The organism is Klebsiella sp. Q11, assembly GCF_964241505.1.
Taxonomy (GTDB): domain Bacteria; phylum Pseudomonadota; class Gammaproteobacteria; order Enterobacterales; family Enterobacteriaceae; genus Klebsiella; species Klebsiella michiganensis.
The window spans coordinates 342,273-357,420 of the sequence record NZ_CAXSXW010000001.1 but is presented as its reverse complement, the minus strand read 5'-3'; the positions used below and the strand labels follow the sequence as shown (position 1 = coordinate 357,420).

Below are 15,148 nucleotides of genomic sequence, written 5' to 3'. Positions count from 1 at the left end.
GTACTTCACTTTCTTGCCGTTTTTTCCACGGCGACGTAGAGGGTAATTCTGGCAACGAAGGGGGGATTTCAGTATCAGATTGCTGGTAATTTCCGCCCAGGAATATTCCTGATTTCATCGGGTTGTGAGTTTGCTACAAATTTGTGAAATTTAGACCGATATCGCAATGTGCGACAATTCTCAACGCCGCTACAGACCCGCGGTGGCGGCTATGCGAAGATGCTTTTTTTGTTGTCGGAGTGGTTATGAAACTCACGGAAAAAATCCGCCGCGATTGGCACTACTACGCGGTAGCGCTGGGGTTAATTTTTATTATGAATGGCGTGGTCGGGCTGCTCGGGTATGAAACCGAAGGCTGGCGTTCTTACGCGGTTGGGCTGGTGACGTGGGTCATTAGCTTCTGGATTGCCGGGTTTATTATTCGCCGCCGCCCAGCAGAGGAAGCGTGAACCGGAGGTGGTGAACCCGTAGCCCGGCTAAGCGCAGCGCGAGCCGGGAATATGCCGGGCTGATACATCAACCCCGGCGCACTCCCCGGGTCGCGGCGTAAACGCTTACTCGGGCTTAATTCATCGATGTTTTCAGCGCCCGATCGGCGGCGTGACGCTCAAGCGCCAGCTCAATCAGGCGGCTAATCAGGCTGGTATAGTCCAGACCGCTGGCCTGCCATAGCTTCGGATACATGCTGATGTTGGTGAAGCCCGGCAGCGTATTGATTTCGTTAATCACCACGTCGTTATCGGCGGTCAGGAACACATCGACGCGCGCCATCCCGCAGCAGCCGAGGGTCTGATAGGCGCGAACGGCGATATCGCGAATTTTATCGTTTACATCGCTGTCGATGGCCGCCGGAACCACCACCTTCGCGCCCTGATCGTCAATGTACTTGGTGTCATAGGCGTAGAATTCGCTGTTGAGGACGATTTCACCGCAGGTGCTGGCCTGGGGATTATCGTTGCCCAATACCGCGCACTCGATCTCACGCCCTTTAATCCCCTGTTCAACCACCACTTTATGGTCAAATTCGAAGGCCAGGGCGACGGCCTGCTGATACTGCTCTTCGCTGTTGACCTTGCTGACGCCCACCGAGGAGCCCTGGTTCGCCGGTTTGACGAACAGCGGCAGGCCCAGCTTCGCCTGCACTTCGGCAAAGCTCACCTGATGACGGTTGGCGCGGGTCAGGGTAATAAAAGGCGCAATCGACAGCCCGGCATCGCGCAGCAGACGCTTGGTCACGTCTTTGTCCATGCAGGCGGCGGAGCCGAGGACGTCGGAGCCGACGAAGGGCAGGTTAGCCATCCGCAGCATACCCTGCAGAGAACCATCTTCCCCAAGGGTGCCGTGAACAATCGGGAAAATGACGTCGATGGCCGCCAGCGGCTGGCCGCTATCGGCGTTAATCAGCTGCTGCGCTTCGCGTCCGGGAATTTGCGCCAGGGTAATATCGGATGGGCGCAGGGCAATATGGGCGGGGTCCTGTGGATTGAGCAGATAGTTGCTGGCGTCGTTGATATGCCACTGCCCCTGCTTATCAATCCCCAGCAAAACGACGTCGAAGCGCGTTTTGTCGATGGCTTCCACGATATTTTTCGCTGACTGTAGCGATACTTCATGTTCTGCCGACTTACCGCCGAAAACGATCCCAACCCTCATCTTAGCCATTTCAACTTCCATCATGATTACATCAAAGGGCATAACATAGCATGTGAAACGGCCGCCTGGCTGCCATAATATTCACCGGGTAAAGCATTGGGAGGCAGCGCGTGAAAGGAAAAGGGCTTATCGTTCTGTTGGCGCTGCTGGCGGCCGGATATTACGGCTATCGTTATCTTCCCGCGCACTATAACCCGCTGGCGCCGCTGCGTCTGGAGGATCCGCCGGGGTTCATCACCCACTATAAGCTGCGGCGATTGACGCCCGGACAGTGCGCCAACCTGCTGAAGGAAGCGAATCAGCGAAATCTCATCACCAGCCGGGCGGTGGCCGATAGCGGGGGAGAGTGCCCCCTGCAAAACGTGGTTCGGGTACGCGATTTTGGCGCGGTAAAGCTCAGCAGCAGCTTCCTCGCCAGCTGCCCGCTGGCGTTAAGCAGCGCGCTGTATCTGCAACAGCAGGCGAAACCGCTGACCCGGCGGATGCTGGGGCAAGAGCTCCGCCAGGTCGACCATTTTGGCAGCTATGCCTGCCGTAATATTTACCATCGTCAGAACGCGCGGCGCAGCGAGCACGCTACCGCGGAGGCGCTGGATATCAGCGGCTTTCGTTTGGCCGATGGCCGACGCATCAGCGTGCTGAAAGGGTGGCCCGATGCGCAGTATCACCCCTGGCTGCAGACGTTACTGGCCGGCGGTTGCAGCTATTACGGCAACGCTTTAGGGCCGGACTATAACGCGGCCCATGCGAACCATTTTCACCTCGGTATGCGCGGCCAGGGGTTCTGTTTCTGAGCATAACTCGCTGTATACCACGCTTTTCACCACGAAATTATTCGCAACAGGGCAATCTGGTGTCATAAAACACTAAACTCGCCGTCAGCGCATCTCTGGTAGTACGTCGGACAGGGGAAATTGCTAAGCTAGTTAATAATTGCCAAAAAATTAATGAATACGCGTAGTTATGGAATCCTGGAAGGTTAATCTTATCTCCGTCTGGTTTGGCTGTTTTTTTACCGGCCTGGCCATCAGCCAAATTCTTCCCTTTTTGCCGCTGTACGTTTCCCAACTGGGCGTGACCTCGCATGAAGCGTTATCCATGTGGTCGGGCCTGACGTTTAGCGTCACTTTTCTGGTGTCGGCGATTGTCTCGCCGATGTGGGGGAGCCTCGCCGACCGCAAAGGGCGCAAGCTGATGCTGCTGCGCGCCTCGCTGGGGATGGCCATCGCCATTTTACTTCAGGCGTTCGCCACCAACGTCTGGCAGCTGTTTATCCTGCGCGCGGTGATGGGACTGACTTCCGGCTATATTCCCAACGCCATGGCGCTGGTGGCGTCTCAGGTTCCGCGCGAGCGTAGCGGCTGGGCGCTGAGCACGCTGTCGACGGCGCAGATCAGCGGCGTGATTGGCGGGCCGCTGCTCGGCGGTTTCCTGGCCGACCACGTCGGTTTGCGCGCCGTATTTATCATCACCGCGATTTTGCTGACCGTAAGCTTCCTGGTGACGCTGTTTCTGATTAAAGAGGGAGCCCGGCCGCAGGTCACCAGGGCGGAACGGCTGAGCGGCAAGGCGGTATTTGCCTCGCTGCCCTATCCGGGGCTGGTGATCAGCCTGTTTTTCACCACTCTGGTGATCCAACTGTGCAACGGCTCAATCGGCCCGATTCTGGCGCTGTTTATCAAGTCGATGGCGCCGGATAGCAATAACATCGCCTTTCTCGCCGGCATGATCGCCGCCGTGCCGGGCGTGTCGGCGCTGATTTCGGCTCCCCGTCTGGGGAAACTGGGCGACAGGATCGGCACCTCGCGGATCCTGCTGGCGACGCTGTGCTGCGCGGTGGTGATGTTCTTTGCCATGTCGTTCGTTACGACCCCATTCCAGCTTGGCGTCCTGCGGTTCCTGCTCGGTTTTGCCGATGGGGCGATGCTGCCGGCGGTGCAAACGCTTCTGCTCAAATACTGCAGCGACAGCGTCACCGGGCGTATTTTTGGCTATAACCAGTCGTTTATGTATCTTGGCAACGTGGCCGGGCCGCTGATTGGCGCGTCGGTCTCGGCCATGGCCGGCTTCCGCTGGGTGTTTATCGCCACGGCGGTTATTGTCCTGATCAATATCTGGCAGCTGGCCATCATGCTGCGCCGCAGCCGCCGTCCTGCGGCTTAATTCCGCTCTTTCTCCTCGGCCGCGATGGATGCGACAGCGTCAGTAGCGGCCTCGGTGTTCCTGAAGCTCTAAATGTATCACCGATCACAAAACGATCATTTTCCCCTCTCATCCTCTTCTATTCCTGACTGTTACGCGTATACAGTTACGCGTAACAGTTATTGAAAAAGAGGTTTTATGCGAAATTTATTTGATTTGTCAGGGAAGCGCGCGCTGATCACCGGATCCGCTCAGGGGATTGGCCATCTGCTGGCCGGCGGTCTGGCGGAGTACGGCGCGGAGATCATCATCAACGACCGCACCCAGGCGCGCGCGGACCAGGCGGCGCAGGCGCTGGTGGCGCAGGGTTTTCATGCGGTAGGGGTCGCCTTTGATGTCACCCGGGCGGCGCAGGTCGAGCAGGCGATAGCCCGCATCGAAGAGGAGATCGGCGCCATTGATATTTTAATTAATAACGCCGGGATCCAGCGGCGTTTCCCTTTTACCGAATTTCCGGAGGAGGAGTGGGATAACGTTATTGAGGTCAATCAGAAGGGCGTTTTCCTGGTTTCACAGCAGGTGGCGAAATATATGATGGGCCGCCGCGCGGGGAAAATAATTAATATTTGCTCAATGCAGAGCGAGCTGGGGCGTAAAACCATTACGCCTTATGCGGCCTCGAAAGGGGCGGTTAAAATGCTGACCCGCGGCATGTGCGTTGAGCTGGCCGAATATAATATTCAGGTTAACGGTATCGCGCCGGGATATTTTGCCACCGACATGACGGCCGCCCTGGTCAACGATGAGGCGTTTTCCGCCTGGCTGTACCAGCGTACCCCGGCGGCGCGCTGGGGAAAACCGGAAGAACTGATTGGCGCCGCGGTATATCTGGCCTCGTCGGCGGCAAACTTTGTTAACGGTCATTTGCTGTTTGTGGACGGCGGAATGCTTGCCGCTGTCTGAATCACTTCGCGTCCTTCGGGCAGCAGCGTGCCCGCACTACCTGAAGGACAGAGTATTAAACCCGTGTGATGATATTGATATCTGAGGAGTGCTTATGCACATGCTCGCGAAATTACCCGCGCGTCGCTGGTGGTATTTAATGCCGATTATATTTATTACCTATAGTCTGGCCTACCTTGACCGTGCGAATTATGGTTTTGCCGCTGCGGCGGGAATTGAAAGCGATTTGGGTATTACCAAAGGAACGGCATCGCTTATTGGCGCGCTATTTTTTCTCGGCTATTTCTTTTTCCAGGTACCCGGCGCGATATATGCGGTAAAACGCAGCGTGCGAAAAATGATTTTCTTTAGCCTGATTTTATGGGGATTCTGCGCGGCGGCGACCGGGTTCGTCAGCAATATTCCGATGCTGATGGCGATTCGCTTTACCCTTGGCGTGGTTGAGGCGGCGGTGATGCCGGCGATGCTGATTTATATCAGCAACTGGTTTACGAAAACCGAGCGTTCGCGCGCCAACACGTTCCTGATCCTCGGAAACCCGGTAACGGTGCTGTGGATGTCCATCGTTTCCGGCTACCTGATTCAGGCGTGGGGCTGGCGCGAAATGTTTATCATCGAAGGCATTCCGGCGGTACTGTGGGCGGTATGCTGGTGGATACTGGTGCGCGATAAACCGTCCGAGGTTTCCTGGCTGAACGAGCAGGAAAAAGAGACCCTGCAGAAGGTGATGGACAGCGAGCAGAGTCATATCAAGCCGGTGCGCAACTACGGTGAAGCGCTGCGCTCGCGCAATGTGATCATGCTCTGCGCCGTGCATGCGCTGTGGAGCATCGGCGTGTACGGCTTTATGATGTGGATGCCGTCGATTCTGAAGAACGCCGCGCAGATGGATATCGTGGCGGTGGGCTGGCTGGCGGCGGTGCCGTACCTGGCGGCAATTATCCTGATGCTGACGGTCTCCTGGCTGTCGGATAAGTGCCAGAATCGTAAACTGTTTATTTGGCCGTTATTGCTGATTGCCGCTATCGCTTTCTTTGGCTCCTGGCTGGTGGGCAACCAGGCGTTCTGGCTCTCCTATGCGCTACTGGTCATTGCCGCGGCCTGCATGTATGCGCCGTATGGGCCGTTCTTCGCGCTTATTCCTGAACTGCTGCCGCGCAACGTTTCCGGCGTATCGATGGGCTTAATCAACAGCTTTGGCGCGCTCGGCGCTTTCCTTGGCGCGTGGCTGGTGGGGTACCTCAACGGGATTACCGGCGGGCCGGGGGTTTCCTATACCTTTATGGCTGTCGCGCTGCTGTCCTCCGTCGTGCTGATGTACAACGTGCGCGCTAACCCGCAACCCGTTTCCCCGGTGACGGCAAAAAAGGTTGCCGGCTAACATAAACCGCCGCTGCTGTGGTAAGGTTCTCTGCGAGCATAAAAGTCGCTTGTCGTAGAGAACCTGATGAAAAACAACCGGATGACATTGCAGGATATCGCCAACCTGGCGGGGCTGAATAAAATGACGGTCAGCCGTTATTTACGTGACCCCGGCCAGGTTTCTGAGCGCAGCCGTGAGCTGATTTCAAAGGTCATGGAAGAGAACAACTATATCCCTAACCGCGCCCCGGAAATCCTGCTTAACGCCCGGAGTAAAACGATTGGCGTGCTTATTCCCTCCTTCCGCAACCAGATTTTTGCCGATGTGCTGGCCGGCATTGAGTCGGTGACCTCCGCGCACCAGTACCAGACCCTGATTGCCAACTACGAATATGACCCGCAGCGCGAAGAGCGCGAAGTGCTCAATCTGCTCTCTTATAATATCGATGGGCTGATTTTGACCGGGAAGCAGCACAGCGATCGCATGGTGCAGTACGTGCGCGCCAGCGGTATCCCTGTCGCTGAACTGATGGACTACGGCGGCCAGCAGCTGGATATCCAGGTGGGGTTCGATAACGAAAAGGCGGCGTGGGATATGACCCATGCTTTTCTTGAGAGCGGCAAACGGGCGATCGCCTTTTTTGGTTCAATGGACGATCCCCGCGATTTAAGCCGCTTCCGCGGCACCGAGCTGGCGCTGGCGGAGCACGGCCTGAAGGCGTATCACATGGCGCCGCGGACCATCTCCTCGGTTGCGCTTGGCCGGCAGATGTTCCTGCAGATGCAGCAGACGCGCCCGGATATTGACGCCATTTTTTGTACCAACGACGATCTGGCGGTGGGGGTGCTGCTCGAGTGCCAGGCGCAGGGGAAAGCCGTTCCGCAGGAGATCGCCATCGCCGGTTTTCACGGGCTGGAAATTGGCCGTGCGCGGCTGCAAAAAATAGCCAGCGTCATTACCCCACGTTATGAAATCGGTAAAACGGCGAGCGAAATACTTATTGCGCGCCTGGCCGGTAAAGACGCGCCGGACAGCGTGAATCTGGCCTACCAGATATATTATGGCGATACGTTATAGTTATCGATAGAATAGCGATATTCCATTTTATTCTTATTTGTTAAAGTTGGTTATGATGCTTATTAATCCGCATTGAGTAAATTCCTGGCGGGTGGCATGCAAAGAGCAAAACGTTTCGCTTGTTATTCACCGGCGTGGCCAACTTTTTTAAAAAATAATAGTGGCAACCGACGGCTAATGTATGACATAAATAGCAGACTACGGACCTCGCATAAGGATAAAGTGCTGTGAAGAATCTCATTGCTGAGCTACTGGTAAAACTCGCCCAAAAGGAAGAAGAATCGAAGGAGCTGACGGCCCAGGTTGAGGCGCTGGAAGTGGTGGTGACCGCTCTGCTACGTCATATGGAGCAGGACGCCCAGCAGGCGCTCATCACCGATATTGAGCAGGCCATCGATGAGGCCAGCCCCGGCCCGCTGGTGGATGACCGCGATACCCAGCTCCTGCAGCAATATATAAAGAAGCTGTTACGGCATCCTCGTAGTTAGTTTTGTGACAGGGTATGGATGCTGTCATTTTACTGTCACATCGCTTTTATACAGTCTCCCTCGTTTTGTTTTTTAAAGTATTTTTTACATGGAGACGATAAAAGTGAAATTAAGCGCCCTGTTTATTGCCCTGCTGCCTCTGCTGGGCTCCCCGATTATTCACGCAGAAACAACAACCGCACCGGTTCTGGAAAATCGTGCCGCGCAGGGCGATATCACCACGCCGGGCGGCGCGCGTCGTTTAAGCGGTGACCAGACCGAGGCGCTGCGCGCTTCGTTAATCAATAAACCGGCTAAAAATATTATTTTGCTGATTGGCGACGGAATGGGCGATTCTGAAATCACCGCCGCGCGAAATTATGCAGAAGGGGCGGGCGGCTTCTTTAAAGGCATTGACGCGCTGCCGCTGACCGGCCAGTACACCCATTATTCTCTGGATAAGAAAACCGGCAAGCCGGATTATGTCACCGACTCCGCCGCTTCCGCAACGGCCTGGACCACCGGCGTGAAAAGCTATAACGGCGCGCTGGGCGTGGATATCCATGAAAAAGATCATCAGACCATCCTTGAGCTGGCGAAAGCGGCGGGCTTAGCCACCGGTAACGTCTCCACGGCGGAACTGCAGGACGCCACTCCCGCTGCGCTGGTGGCGCATGTGACGTCGCGTAAATGCTACGGCCCGAGCGTGACCAGCGAAAAATGCGCCAGCAACGCGCTGGAAAAGGGCGGTAAAGGTTCGATTACCGAACAGCTGCTGAACGCCCGTCCCGACGTAACACTGGGCGGCGGCGCGAAAACCTTCGCGGAAAGCGCGACGGCCGGTGAATGGCAGGGCAAAACGCTGCACGATCAGGCGGTAGCCCGCGGCTACCAGATCGTCACCGACGCCAGCTCGCTGGCCGCCATTAGCCAGGCCAATCAGGACAAACCGCTGCTCGGTCTCTTCGCGGAAGGCAATATGCCGGTGCGTTGGGAAGGCCCAAAGGCGTCTTATCACGGCAATATCGATAAGGCGGCGGTGACCTGTACGCCGAACCCGAAACGCGATGCATCGGTGCCGACGCTGGCGCAGATGACCGAAAAAGCCATCGATCTGCTGAGCAGCAATGAGAAGGGGTTCTTCCTGCAGGTGGAAGGCGCTTCTATCGATAAACAGGATCACGCGGCGAATCCGTGCGGTCAGATTGGCGAGACCGTCGATCTGGACGAAGCGGTACAGAAGGCGCTGGAATTTGCCAAAAAAGAGGGCAATACCCTGGTTATCGTCACCGCCGACCACGCTCACGCCAGCCAGATTATCCCGGCAGATACCAAAGCGCCGGGCCTGACGCAGGCGCTGAACACCAAAGATGGTTCGGTGATGGTGATGAGCTACGGCAACTCTGAAGAAGAGTCGATGGAACATACCGGCACCCAGCTGCGTATTGCCGCCTACGGCCCGCACGCGGCCAACGTGGTGGGTTTAACCGACCAGACGGACCTGTTCTACACCATGAAAGCCGCACTTAATCTGAAATAACCGGGCGCCGGTGATGAATTTTCGTTACCGGCTGGTTTTTTCTCCATCAGCGACCAGACTTACAGAGATCCACTCATAGAGGATGGTGCGATGAAAATAACATTACTTGTGACCCTACTTTTTGGCCTGGTATTTATGACAGCGGTGAGTGCCGCGGAAAAAGAGTTGACCCCTCAGCAGCAAAAGATGAGCGTCTGCAATAAAGAAGCGTCATCGAAGTCGCTGAAAGGGGATGAGCGTAAAACGTTTATGAGTAGCTGCCTGAAGAAAGATGGCGCCGCGCAGGACGGTAAGGGGCTAACGCCTCAGCAGCAGAAAATGCGCGAGTGTAACGCTCAGGCGACCCAGCAGTCCCTGAAAGGGGACGATCGCAGCAAATTTATGAGCGCCTGCCTGAAAAAACAGGTGTAAGAAATGGGCGGGTGAGGGAAACCTCACCCGCTATTCGCTATTGCAATCAGGAACGGCTCAGCTTCTCTGATTTCTCCATGCATTTCACCATCGCTTCGATGACGGCGGAACGGAAGCCTTTCTCTTCCAGCACGCGCACGGCTTCGATGGTGGTGCCGCCGGGCGAACACACCATATCCTTCAGCGTTCCCGGATGCTCGCCGCTTTCGAGTACCATTTTGGCCGAGCCCATCACCGCCTGCGCCGCGAATTTATAAGCCTGCGCGCGCGGCATTCCGCCAAGCACAGCGGCGTCGGCCATCGCTTCGATAAACATAAAGACGTAAGCCGGCGCGGAGCCGCTGACGCCGACCACCGGATGAATCATCGGCTCAGCAATGATTTCCGCCTGACCAAAGCAGCGGAATATGGTCAGGATCTCCGCGGTTTCTTCGGCGCTGACCAGCGCATTCGGCGTGACCGACGTCATCCCCGCGTTGACCAGCGAAGGCGTGTTGGGCATCGCGCGGACTATTTTGCGGTCATGGCCTAAGGCGCGCGCCAGCTGGTCGAGCGTCACGCCCGCGGCGATAGAAACCACCAGAGAGTCTTTATTCAGGCTGGAGGCGACGTCGCTGAGCACTTTTACCATCACGCCCGGCTTTACGGCGCCAAAAACGATATCCGCCACCTGAGCCACTTCCTGCGCGCTTTGCGCCGCATTAATGCCGTATTGGTCGTGCAGGGCCGCCACTTTATCCGGCGACGGGGTATAGACCCAGATTTGACCCGGCTGCACCTGCCCGCTGGCGATCAGGCCGCCCAGGATGGCCTTGCCCATGTTGCCGCAGCCGATAAAGCCGATTTTCTTCTCCATCACCAATCCCCTTTGTTTGTTTTATCGTTAGCGATATAGCTTAACATCTTGTTGCTTTCGCGGAAGGCAAAAGCAGGCGACAATACGGCATCTCTTTTTCATCGACAGGAGCCGCAATGGCTATTTGGGTTGATGCGGACGCGTGTCCGAACGTCATTAAAGATATTTTGTTCCGCGCCGCCGAGCGCGCGCAAATCTCGCTGACGCTGGTTGCTAACCAGCCTCTGCGCGTCCCGCCGTCGCGCTTTATCCGCACGCTGCGCGTGGCGCAGGGGTTTGACGTGGCGGATAACGAAATCGTACGTTTATGCGAGCCGGGAGATCTGGTGATTACCGCCGATATCCCGCTGGCGGCGGAAGTGCTGGAGAAAGGCGGGGCGGCGCTGAATCCACGCGGTGAACGCTACAGCGAGGCGACCATTCGCGAACGCCTGACGATGCGCGACTTTATGGAAACGATGCGGGCCAGCGGCGTGCAGACCGGCGGCCCGGATAGCTTATCCCAGCGCGATCGGCAGCAGTTTGCCGCCGCGCTGGAGAAATGGCTGTTAGACGTTAAGCGCCAGCAGGGTTAAACCCAGCTGTCGTCGTCGCTGCCGAAATCATCATTGCCGAAACCGGCGTCAAAGTCGGCGTCATAATCGTTGTTGTCGGCGAGGAACTGCCCGTCATCCTGGCGGAAGGTATCGTCAGCGACGCTATTGTCCTGCGCCTGGCTGAGATCCGGCTGCGGTTTCTCTTCGATGATATTGACGATCTCCTGCGGATGCGAGCCGCTAAACATATTGGTCAACATGTTTCCCAGCACCACGCCGCCCGCGACGCCTGCCGCCGTTTGCAGCGCGCCAGCCATAAAACCGCCGCCGCTGCGCGACGCCTGAGGGGCGTAGTTCTGCTGCTGCGCCTGCGGAGCATACTGAGGCTGGGCGCCGGCCTGCGGTCGGCCATACTGCTCGGCGCCAGGAATCGGGTCGGAACCGCGCGACTGACCGCCGCCAAACAGGCCTGAGAGAAACCCGCCGCTGCTCGGCTTCGCGGCCTGAAGCTGGGTGACCTGGCTCTCCAGCGCCTGAATGCGGTCGTTGAGCTGTTTGATCGCCGCTTCCTGAATCAGAATCGTTTGCGCCATATAGTAAGGGGCGAACGGCTGCTCTTTAATGTGCCCGGCAATCCGCTCCTCAGCGCTGGTATCCCGTGATGCGCTGTGGCTCTCGGCCTCTTTTAATCGGGAAAACAGTCCATCGATAAGGCGTTGCTCTTCAGATTGCATACTACATACCTCTGTCATACTGATTGATTAGCTTCAGATTCGCTCCGAAGCACGCATCTTGTAAATATGCGGCAGCGTAAAGCTGTGCAGAAATGTGTTACTGTTTACGCCAGACTGCGAACAAAAAATAACTTCTGTACAAAAGTAAAGCTGGCATAACACCAAATGCAATGATAAGTTTACATTAAATGTCCTTTCTAATACTAAGGTGAAAGGGTTTGCAGATGGTGTGTAACGTTTATTTTACGATTTGCGTCGGGTAAGTTTGCGGTACCATTGTTTCTCTTTTCGCTTTCATTTATCCGCAAAATGCGGAACCAAGGGGTCTTCGGTAATGACACAGCTAATATTTCTTGTCGGGCCTCGCGGCTGCGGTAAAACGACCATCGGACACGCGCTGGCGAAAGCTCGCAGCTTTAAGTTCGCCGACACGGACCATGAGCTGCAGGAGCATGAGCAGCGCACGGTAGCGGCTATCGTCCAGCAGGAAGGCTGGGAACGCTTTCGTGCGCTGGAAACGCAGGCTTTAGAACGCGTCGCTCAACCCGCGACGATCATCGCCACCGGCGGCGGCATTATCCTCAGCGAATACAACCGACAGTTTATGCGGGAAAATGGCATCGTTATCTATCTCGAAGCCTCGGTTTCCGCGCTGATTGACCGCCTTGAAGCCTATCCGAAGGCGGAACAGCGCCCGACGCTGACCGGAAAGCCCATCCGCGATGAAGTGGGTGAGGTGCTGGCGCAGAGGGAAGCGCTGTATCGCGCGGCCGCGCATCATATTATTAATGCGACCGCCACGCCGGATGAGGTCGTAGAACAGATTATGACCACCGTCTGCGGCGAGACCTATACCAGTTAAGACTTTGCCTGGGGTAAACGGATCGGCAGCGCCTATACTTTAAAGCTCTTAAGGTAAAAAAAGGAAACGCTATGCCGACCAGACCTCCATATCCAAGGGAAGCGCGTGTTGTCGCCGTTGAAAAGGGCCCGCAGGGCCAGACGGTCACCTGGTATGAACTGCGCGCCGATCACCCGACGCCAAACTCACTCATCAGCGAACATCCTACAGAACAGGAAGCGCTGGACGCCAAACGGCGTTACGAAGATCCTGATAAGTCTTAATTCCTCTTAAATGTCCGGGATTCGTTCTGAAAAGATCGCTACCGGACATGTATCACATTTTTAATCTATTAACGGTACTAATGATTACCTAAGGTACGGATTTTCAGGAGCGTTTTTGACGCTTCTGGAATCTTTACATTCCATATCAGCCGTAACCTGCTACGCTTCTCGACGGTTGCTTTGGGTCACCAGGGGGCAGAAGTTGTAAATAAAAGCCTGTTTTGAAACAGCGGTTGTGAAAAGGTAAACGATATGAGTAGTGCATCGATGGCAATCTTGACCATTGGGGTCGTACCCGTGGCGGAGATGCTGCCGCTTTTAACTGAACATATCAGGGAAGACGAGATCGCCCACATTAGCCTGCTCGGCAAAATGACGCGCGAAGACGTTATGCGGGACTACAGCATAGAGCCCGGCGATGAGATGCTATTGACCTTGCTTAACGATAATCAAATTGCGCAGGTCTCACGGCAGAAGGTTGAGCGTGATTTACGTAGCGTCATTGCGATGCTCGATAAACAAAATTACGACCTTATTTTACTCATGAGCACTCATCCCTTTAGCGGATTTACGGCGAATAATGCGATCCTGCTTGAGCCGCAAAGAATTATTCCGCCGCTGGTCGCGTCGATTGTCGACGGCCATCAGGTGGGGGTGATTGTTCCGGTTGAAGAGATTTTGCCGCTGCAGCGGAATAAATGGCAGGTATTAGAAAATACTCCGTTTTACGCCATTTCCAATCCGGTGAGCGGCGGTAAAGAGGAGTTAATCGCCGCGGGCAGGGAGTTGATTGAACAGGGCGCAGACGTATTAATGCTGGATTGCCTTTGCTACCACCAGCAGCATCGCGACATATTACAAAAGGCGCTGGATATTCCGGTTCTGTTGTCAAATGTGCTGGTTTCACGGCTGGCGGCAGAACTATTAGTTTAACCTGATGTAACGCGTTAATTTTACGTGACAGGGGCAAGGAGCGCCCCCTATATTGTGCCTTCAACACAAGATCATAAGGGCGAGTTTATGCTTCAAAGCAATGAATACTTTGACGGAAAAGTAAAATCTATCGGCTTCACCAGCAGCAGCACCGGTCGTGCGAGCGTGGGCGTGATGGCGGAAGGGGAATATACCTTTGGTACCGCGCAGCCGGAAGAGATGACCGTAGTCAGCGGCGCGCTGAACGTACTTCTGCCGGGAGAGACCGAGTGGAAAGTCTATGCCGCCGGGGAAGTATTCAACGTTCCGGGGAATAGCGAGTTTAATCTGCAGGTGGCTGAGCCGACCTCTTATCTGTGCCGCTACCTGTAATGTTCGTTTCCTTCCTGCGCTGGCAGGAAGGAATTCACGAGATTAGCGCTGCGCTTCGCCGCCTAACCCTTCCACCAGATTCTGAATCAGCGCGGCCAGCTCGCCGGTCATCAGAATAAAGTCCGCGTCAAAACGCTGGGCGAAATCTTCCCGATCGATATCTTCATTCTGATCGCGCAGTTCGTCGCAGAACTTCAGGCGTTTAATCGAACCATCATCGCACATTAAGAACTGAATGCGCTGCTGCCAGTCGAGCGCCAGCTTGGTGACGACCTTACCGGCTTCAATGTGCACGGCGATCTCGTCGCTCACCAGATCCTGTTTTTTCGCGCGGATCACGCCGCCGTCTTCCAGCATCGCTTTCAGCTCGGCTTCATCCAGCAGCTGGAAGCCCTGAGCTACGGTACCGGAACGCACCCACTCGGTCAGCGTCAGTTCGATCGGGGTTTCCAGCGCCAGCGGAACAACCGGCAGCGAGCCCAGGGTTTTACGCAGCAGCGCCAGCGTATCTTCCGCTTTTTTGGCGCTGGCGCAGTCCACCATGATCAACCCGTTGACGGTATCGATCCACATCATGGTCTGGCTGAAACGGCTGAAGGCGCGCGGCAGCAGGGAATGCAGCACTTCATCTTTCAGAGAATCTTTTTCGGTTTTTTTCAGCTTACGGCCCTGCTCGGCTTCCAGCTTGAAGATCTTTGCTTCCAGCGCCTGTTTGATCACCGGAGACGGCAGGATCTTCTCTTCTTTACGCGCGCAGATAACGATCTGGCCATTTGCCGTATGCGTCAGCGCATCGCTGTGCGATCCCATCGGCGGTACCCAACCGGTTTTGGCCATATCCTGGCTGCCGCAAGGGGTAAAGGTCAGCTCGGCCAGCTGTTTTTCCATCTCCTCGGCGCGCAGGGAAATGTCGCGGCTGAGACGATAAACCATTAAATTTTTGAACCACAGCATGATAATTTCCACGGCTTAGTCG

Annotated in this window: 18 protein-coding genes; 14 read left to right on the top strand and 4 right to left on the bottom strand. The window is 55.8% G+C overall.

Annotated features, from left to right (window positions below):
* Positions 1 to 245 precede the first annotated feature (245 nt).
* On the top strand, positions 246 to 449 hold the full coding sequence (locus ACESQ2_RS01620; protein ID WP_004132489.1) for a DUF2754 family protein: 204 nt from the start codon (positions 246 to 248) through the stop codon (positions 447 to 449).
* A gap of 115 nt (positions 450 to 564) precedes the next feature.
* Here the strand turns inward: ACESQ2_RS01620 and ddlA are convergent, their stop codons facing one another.
* Positions 565 to 1,662, bottom strand: a complete 1,098-nt coding sequence (ddlA, locus tag ACESQ2_RS01615) for a D-alanine--D-alanine ligase (protein WP_048261558.1) — start codon at positions 1,660 to 1,662, stop codon at positions 565 to 567.
* A 101-nt stretch (positions 1,663 to 1,763) separates the two neighbouring features.
* On the opposite strand from ddlA, the gene ACESQ2_RS01610 reads away from it, so the two are divergent.
* The 8 genes from ACESQ2_RS01610 (at position 1,764) to psiF (ending at position 9,616) form a co-directional block, all read left to right on the top strand.
* Positions 1,764 to 2,447: an extensin family protein gene (locus ACESQ2_RS01610; RefSeq protein ID WP_046877015.1), complete on the top strand. Its 684-nt coding sequence runs from the start codon at positions 1,764 to 1,766 to the stop codon at positions 2,445 to 2,447.
* Between the two features lie 169 nt (positions 2,448 to 2,616).
* Complete coding sequence (locus ACESQ2_RS01605; RefSeq protein ID WP_014228136.1) at positions 2,617 to 3,816, top strand: multidrug efflux MFS transporter; 1,200 nt, start codon at positions 2,617 to 2,619, stop codon at positions 3,814 to 3,816.
* Between the two features lie 177 nt (positions 3,817 to 3,993).
* Positions 3,994 to 4,758 carry a gluconate 5-dehydrogenase gene (gene idnO / locus ACESQ2_RS01600; protein WP_014228137.1) on the top strand — a complete coding sequence of 255 codons (765 nt, stop codon included), beginning with the start codon at positions 3,994 to 3,996 and terminating at the stop codon, positions 4,756 to 4,758.
* 94 nt (positions 4,759 to 4,852) lie between these two features.
* The gene (locus ACESQ2_RS01595; RefSeq protein WP_032748202.1) at positions 4,853 to 6,139 is read left to right on the top strand and encodes an MFS transporter; all 1,287 of its coding nucleotides are present in this window, start codon (positions 4,853 to 4,855) and stop codon (positions 6,137 to 6,139) included.
* 66 nt (positions 6,140 to 6,205) lie between these two features.
* Positions 6,206 to 7,198, top strand: a complete 993-nt coding sequence (locus tag ACESQ2_RS01590) for a substrate-binding domain-containing protein (RefSeq protein ID WP_014837560.1) — start codon at positions 6,206 to 6,208, stop codon at positions 7,196 to 7,198.
* 227 nt (positions 7,199 to 7,425) lie between these two features.
* A complete protein-coding gene (iraP, locus tag ACESQ2_RS01585) occupies positions 7,426 to 7,686 on the top strand; it encodes an anti-adapter protein IraP (protein WP_004848155.1) in 261 nt (86 codons plus the stop codon).
* Positions 7,687 to 7,774: 88 nt separating this feature from the next.
* Complete coding sequence (phoA, locus tag ACESQ2_RS01580; protein WP_025107196.1) at positions 7,775 to 9,205, top strand: alkaline phosphatase; 1,431 nt, start codon at positions 7,775 to 7,777, stop codon at positions 9,203 to 9,205.
* A gap of 90 nt (positions 9,206 to 9,295) precedes the next feature.
* Positions 9,296 to 9,616: a phosphate starvation-inducible protein PsiF gene (psiF, locus tag ACESQ2_RS01575; RefSeq protein WP_004132478.1), complete on the top strand. Its 321-nt coding sequence runs from the start codon at positions 9,296 to 9,298 to the stop codon at positions 9,614 to 9,616.
* Positions 9,617 to 9,662: 46 nt separating this feature from the next.
* On the opposite strand, the gene proC is transcribed toward psiF, so the two are convergent.
* Positions 9,663 to 10,472, bottom strand: a complete 810-nt coding sequence (gene proC / locus ACESQ2_RS01570) for a pyrroline-5-carboxylate reductase (RefSeq protein ID WP_004848157.1) — start codon at positions 10,470 to 10,472, stop codon at positions 9,663 to 9,665.
* 116 nt (positions 10,473 to 10,588) lie between these two features.
* On the opposite strand from proC, the gene ACESQ2_RS01565 reads away from it, so the two are divergent.
* Positions 10,589 to 11,047, top strand: a complete 459-nt coding sequence (locus ACESQ2_RS01565; RefSeq protein ID WP_009653579.1) for a YaiI/YqxD family protein — start codon at positions 10,589 to 10,591, stop codon at positions 11,045 to 11,047.
* Here ACESQ2_RS01565 and ACESQ2_RS01560 read toward each other — a convergent pair.
* Complete coding sequence (locus ACESQ2_RS01560; protein WP_048261381.1) at positions 11,044 to 11,742, bottom strand: DUF2076 domain-containing protein; 699 nt, start codon at positions 11,740 to 11,742, stop codon at positions 11,044 to 11,046. The genes ACESQ2_RS01565 and ACESQ2_RS01560 overlap by 4 nt on opposite strands.
* A 334-nt stretch (positions 11,743 to 12,076) precedes the next feature.
* Between ACESQ2_RS01560 and aroL the strand changes: the two genes are divergently transcribed.
* From aroL to ppnP, 4 genes are all read left to right on the top strand, one after another.
* A complete protein-coding gene (aroL, locus tag ACESQ2_RS01555) occupies positions 12,077 to 12,604 on the top strand; it encodes a shikimate kinase AroL (RefSeq protein ID WP_004848163.1) in 528 nt (175 codons plus the stop codon).
* Between the two features lie 71 nt (positions 12,605 to 12,675).
* Positions 12,676 to 12,867 carry a YaiA family protein gene (locus tag ACESQ2_RS01550; protein WP_004129622.1) on the top strand — a complete coding sequence of 64 codons (192 nt, stop codon included), beginning with the start codon at positions 12,676 to 12,678 and terminating at the stop codon, positions 12,865 to 12,867.
* A 252-nt stretch (positions 12,868 to 13,119) separates the two neighbouring features.
* A complete protein-coding gene (locus tag ACESQ2_RS01545) occupies positions 13,120 to 13,800 on the top strand; it encodes an AroM family protein (RefSeq protein WP_165795123.1) in 681 nt (226 codons plus the stop codon).
* 87 nt (positions 13,801 to 13,887) lie between these two features.
* Positions 13,888 to 14,172 carry a pyrimidine/purine nucleoside phosphorylase gene (gene ppnP / locus ACESQ2_RS01540; protein WP_004099395.1) on the top strand — a complete coding sequence of 95 codons (285 nt, stop codon included), beginning with the start codon at positions 13,888 to 13,890 and terminating at the stop codon, positions 14,170 to 14,172.
* Between the two features lie 42 nt (positions 14,173 to 14,214).
* On the opposite strand, the gene rdgC is transcribed toward ppnP, so the two are convergent.
* Entirely contained in the window at positions 14,215 to 15,126 is a 912-nt protein-coding gene (gene rdgC / locus ACESQ2_RS01535; RefSeq protein WP_004099396.1) for a recombination-associated protein RdgC, read from the bottom strand.
* Positions 15,127 to 15,148 lie beyond the last annotated feature (22 nt).

What these genes read in the sequence shown, in the direction of transcription:
- phoA (WP_025107196.1), top strand. Translation starts at nt 7,775, where the DNA reads ATGGAGACGATAAAAGTGAAATTAAGCGCCCTGTTTATTGCCCTGCTG.
- idnO (WP_014228137.1), top strand. Translation starts at nt 3,994, where the DNA reads ATGCGAAATTTATTTGATTTGTCAGGGAAGCGCGCGCTGATCACCGGA.
- ACESQ2_RS01550 (WP_004129622.1), top strand. Translation starts at nt 12,676, where the DNA reads ATGCCGACCAGACCTCCATATCCAAGGGAAGCGCGTGTTGTCGCCGTT.
- ACESQ2_RS01565 (WP_009653579.1), top strand. Translation starts at nt 10,589, where the DNA reads ATGGCTATTTGGGTTGATGCGGACGCGTGTCCGAACGTCATTAAAGAT.
- ACESQ2_RS01605 (WP_014228136.1), top strand. Translation starts at nt 2,617, where the DNA reads ATGGAATCCTGGAAGGTTAATCTTATCTCCGTCTGGTTTGGCTGTTTT.
- proC (WP_004848157.1), bottom strand. Translation starts at nt 10,472, where the DNA reads ATGGAGAAGAAAATCGGCTTTATCGGCTGCGGCAACATGGGCAAGGCC.
- ACESQ2_RS01560 (WP_048261381.1), bottom strand. Translation starts at nt 11,742, where the DNA reads ATGCAATCTGAAGAGCAACGCCTTATCGATGGACTGTTTTCCCGATTA.
- ACESQ2_RS01590 (WP_014837560.1), top strand. Translation starts at nt 6,206, where the DNA reads ATGAAAAACAACCGGATGACATTGCAGGATATCGCCAACCTGGCGGGG.
- ppnP (WP_004099395.1), top strand. Translation starts at nt 13,888, where the DNA reads ATGCTTCAAAGCAATGAATACTTTGACGGAAAAGTAAAATCTATCGGC.
- aroL (WP_004848163.1), top strand. Translation starts at nt 12,077, where the DNA reads ATGACACAGCTAATATTTCTTGTCGGGCCTCGCGGCTGCGGTAAAACG.
- rdgC (WP_004099396.1), bottom strand. Translation starts at nt 15,126, where the DNA reads ATGCTGTGGTTCAAAAATTTAATGGTTTATCGTCTCAGCCGCGACATT.
- psiF (WP_004132478.1), top strand. Translation starts at nt 9,296, where the DNA reads ATGAAAATAACATTACTTGTGACCCTACTTTTTGGCCTGGTATTTATG.
- ACESQ2_RS01545 (WP_165795123.1), top strand. Translation starts at nt 13,120, where the DNA reads ATGAGTAGTGCATCGATGGCAATCTTGACCATTGGGGTCGTACCCGTG.
- ddlA (WP_048261558.1), bottom strand. Translation starts at nt 1,662, where the DNA reads ATGGCTAAGATGAGGGTTGGGATCGTTTTCGGCGGTAAGTCGGCAGAA.
- ACESQ2_RS01620 (WP_004132489.1), top strand. Translation starts at nt 246, where the DNA reads ATGAAACTCACGGAAAAAATCCGCCGCGATTGGCACTACTACGCGGTA.
- ACESQ2_RS01595 (WP_032748202.1), top strand. Translation starts at nt 4,853, where the DNA reads ATGCACATGCTCGCGAAATTACCCGCGCGTCGCTGGTGGTATTTAATG.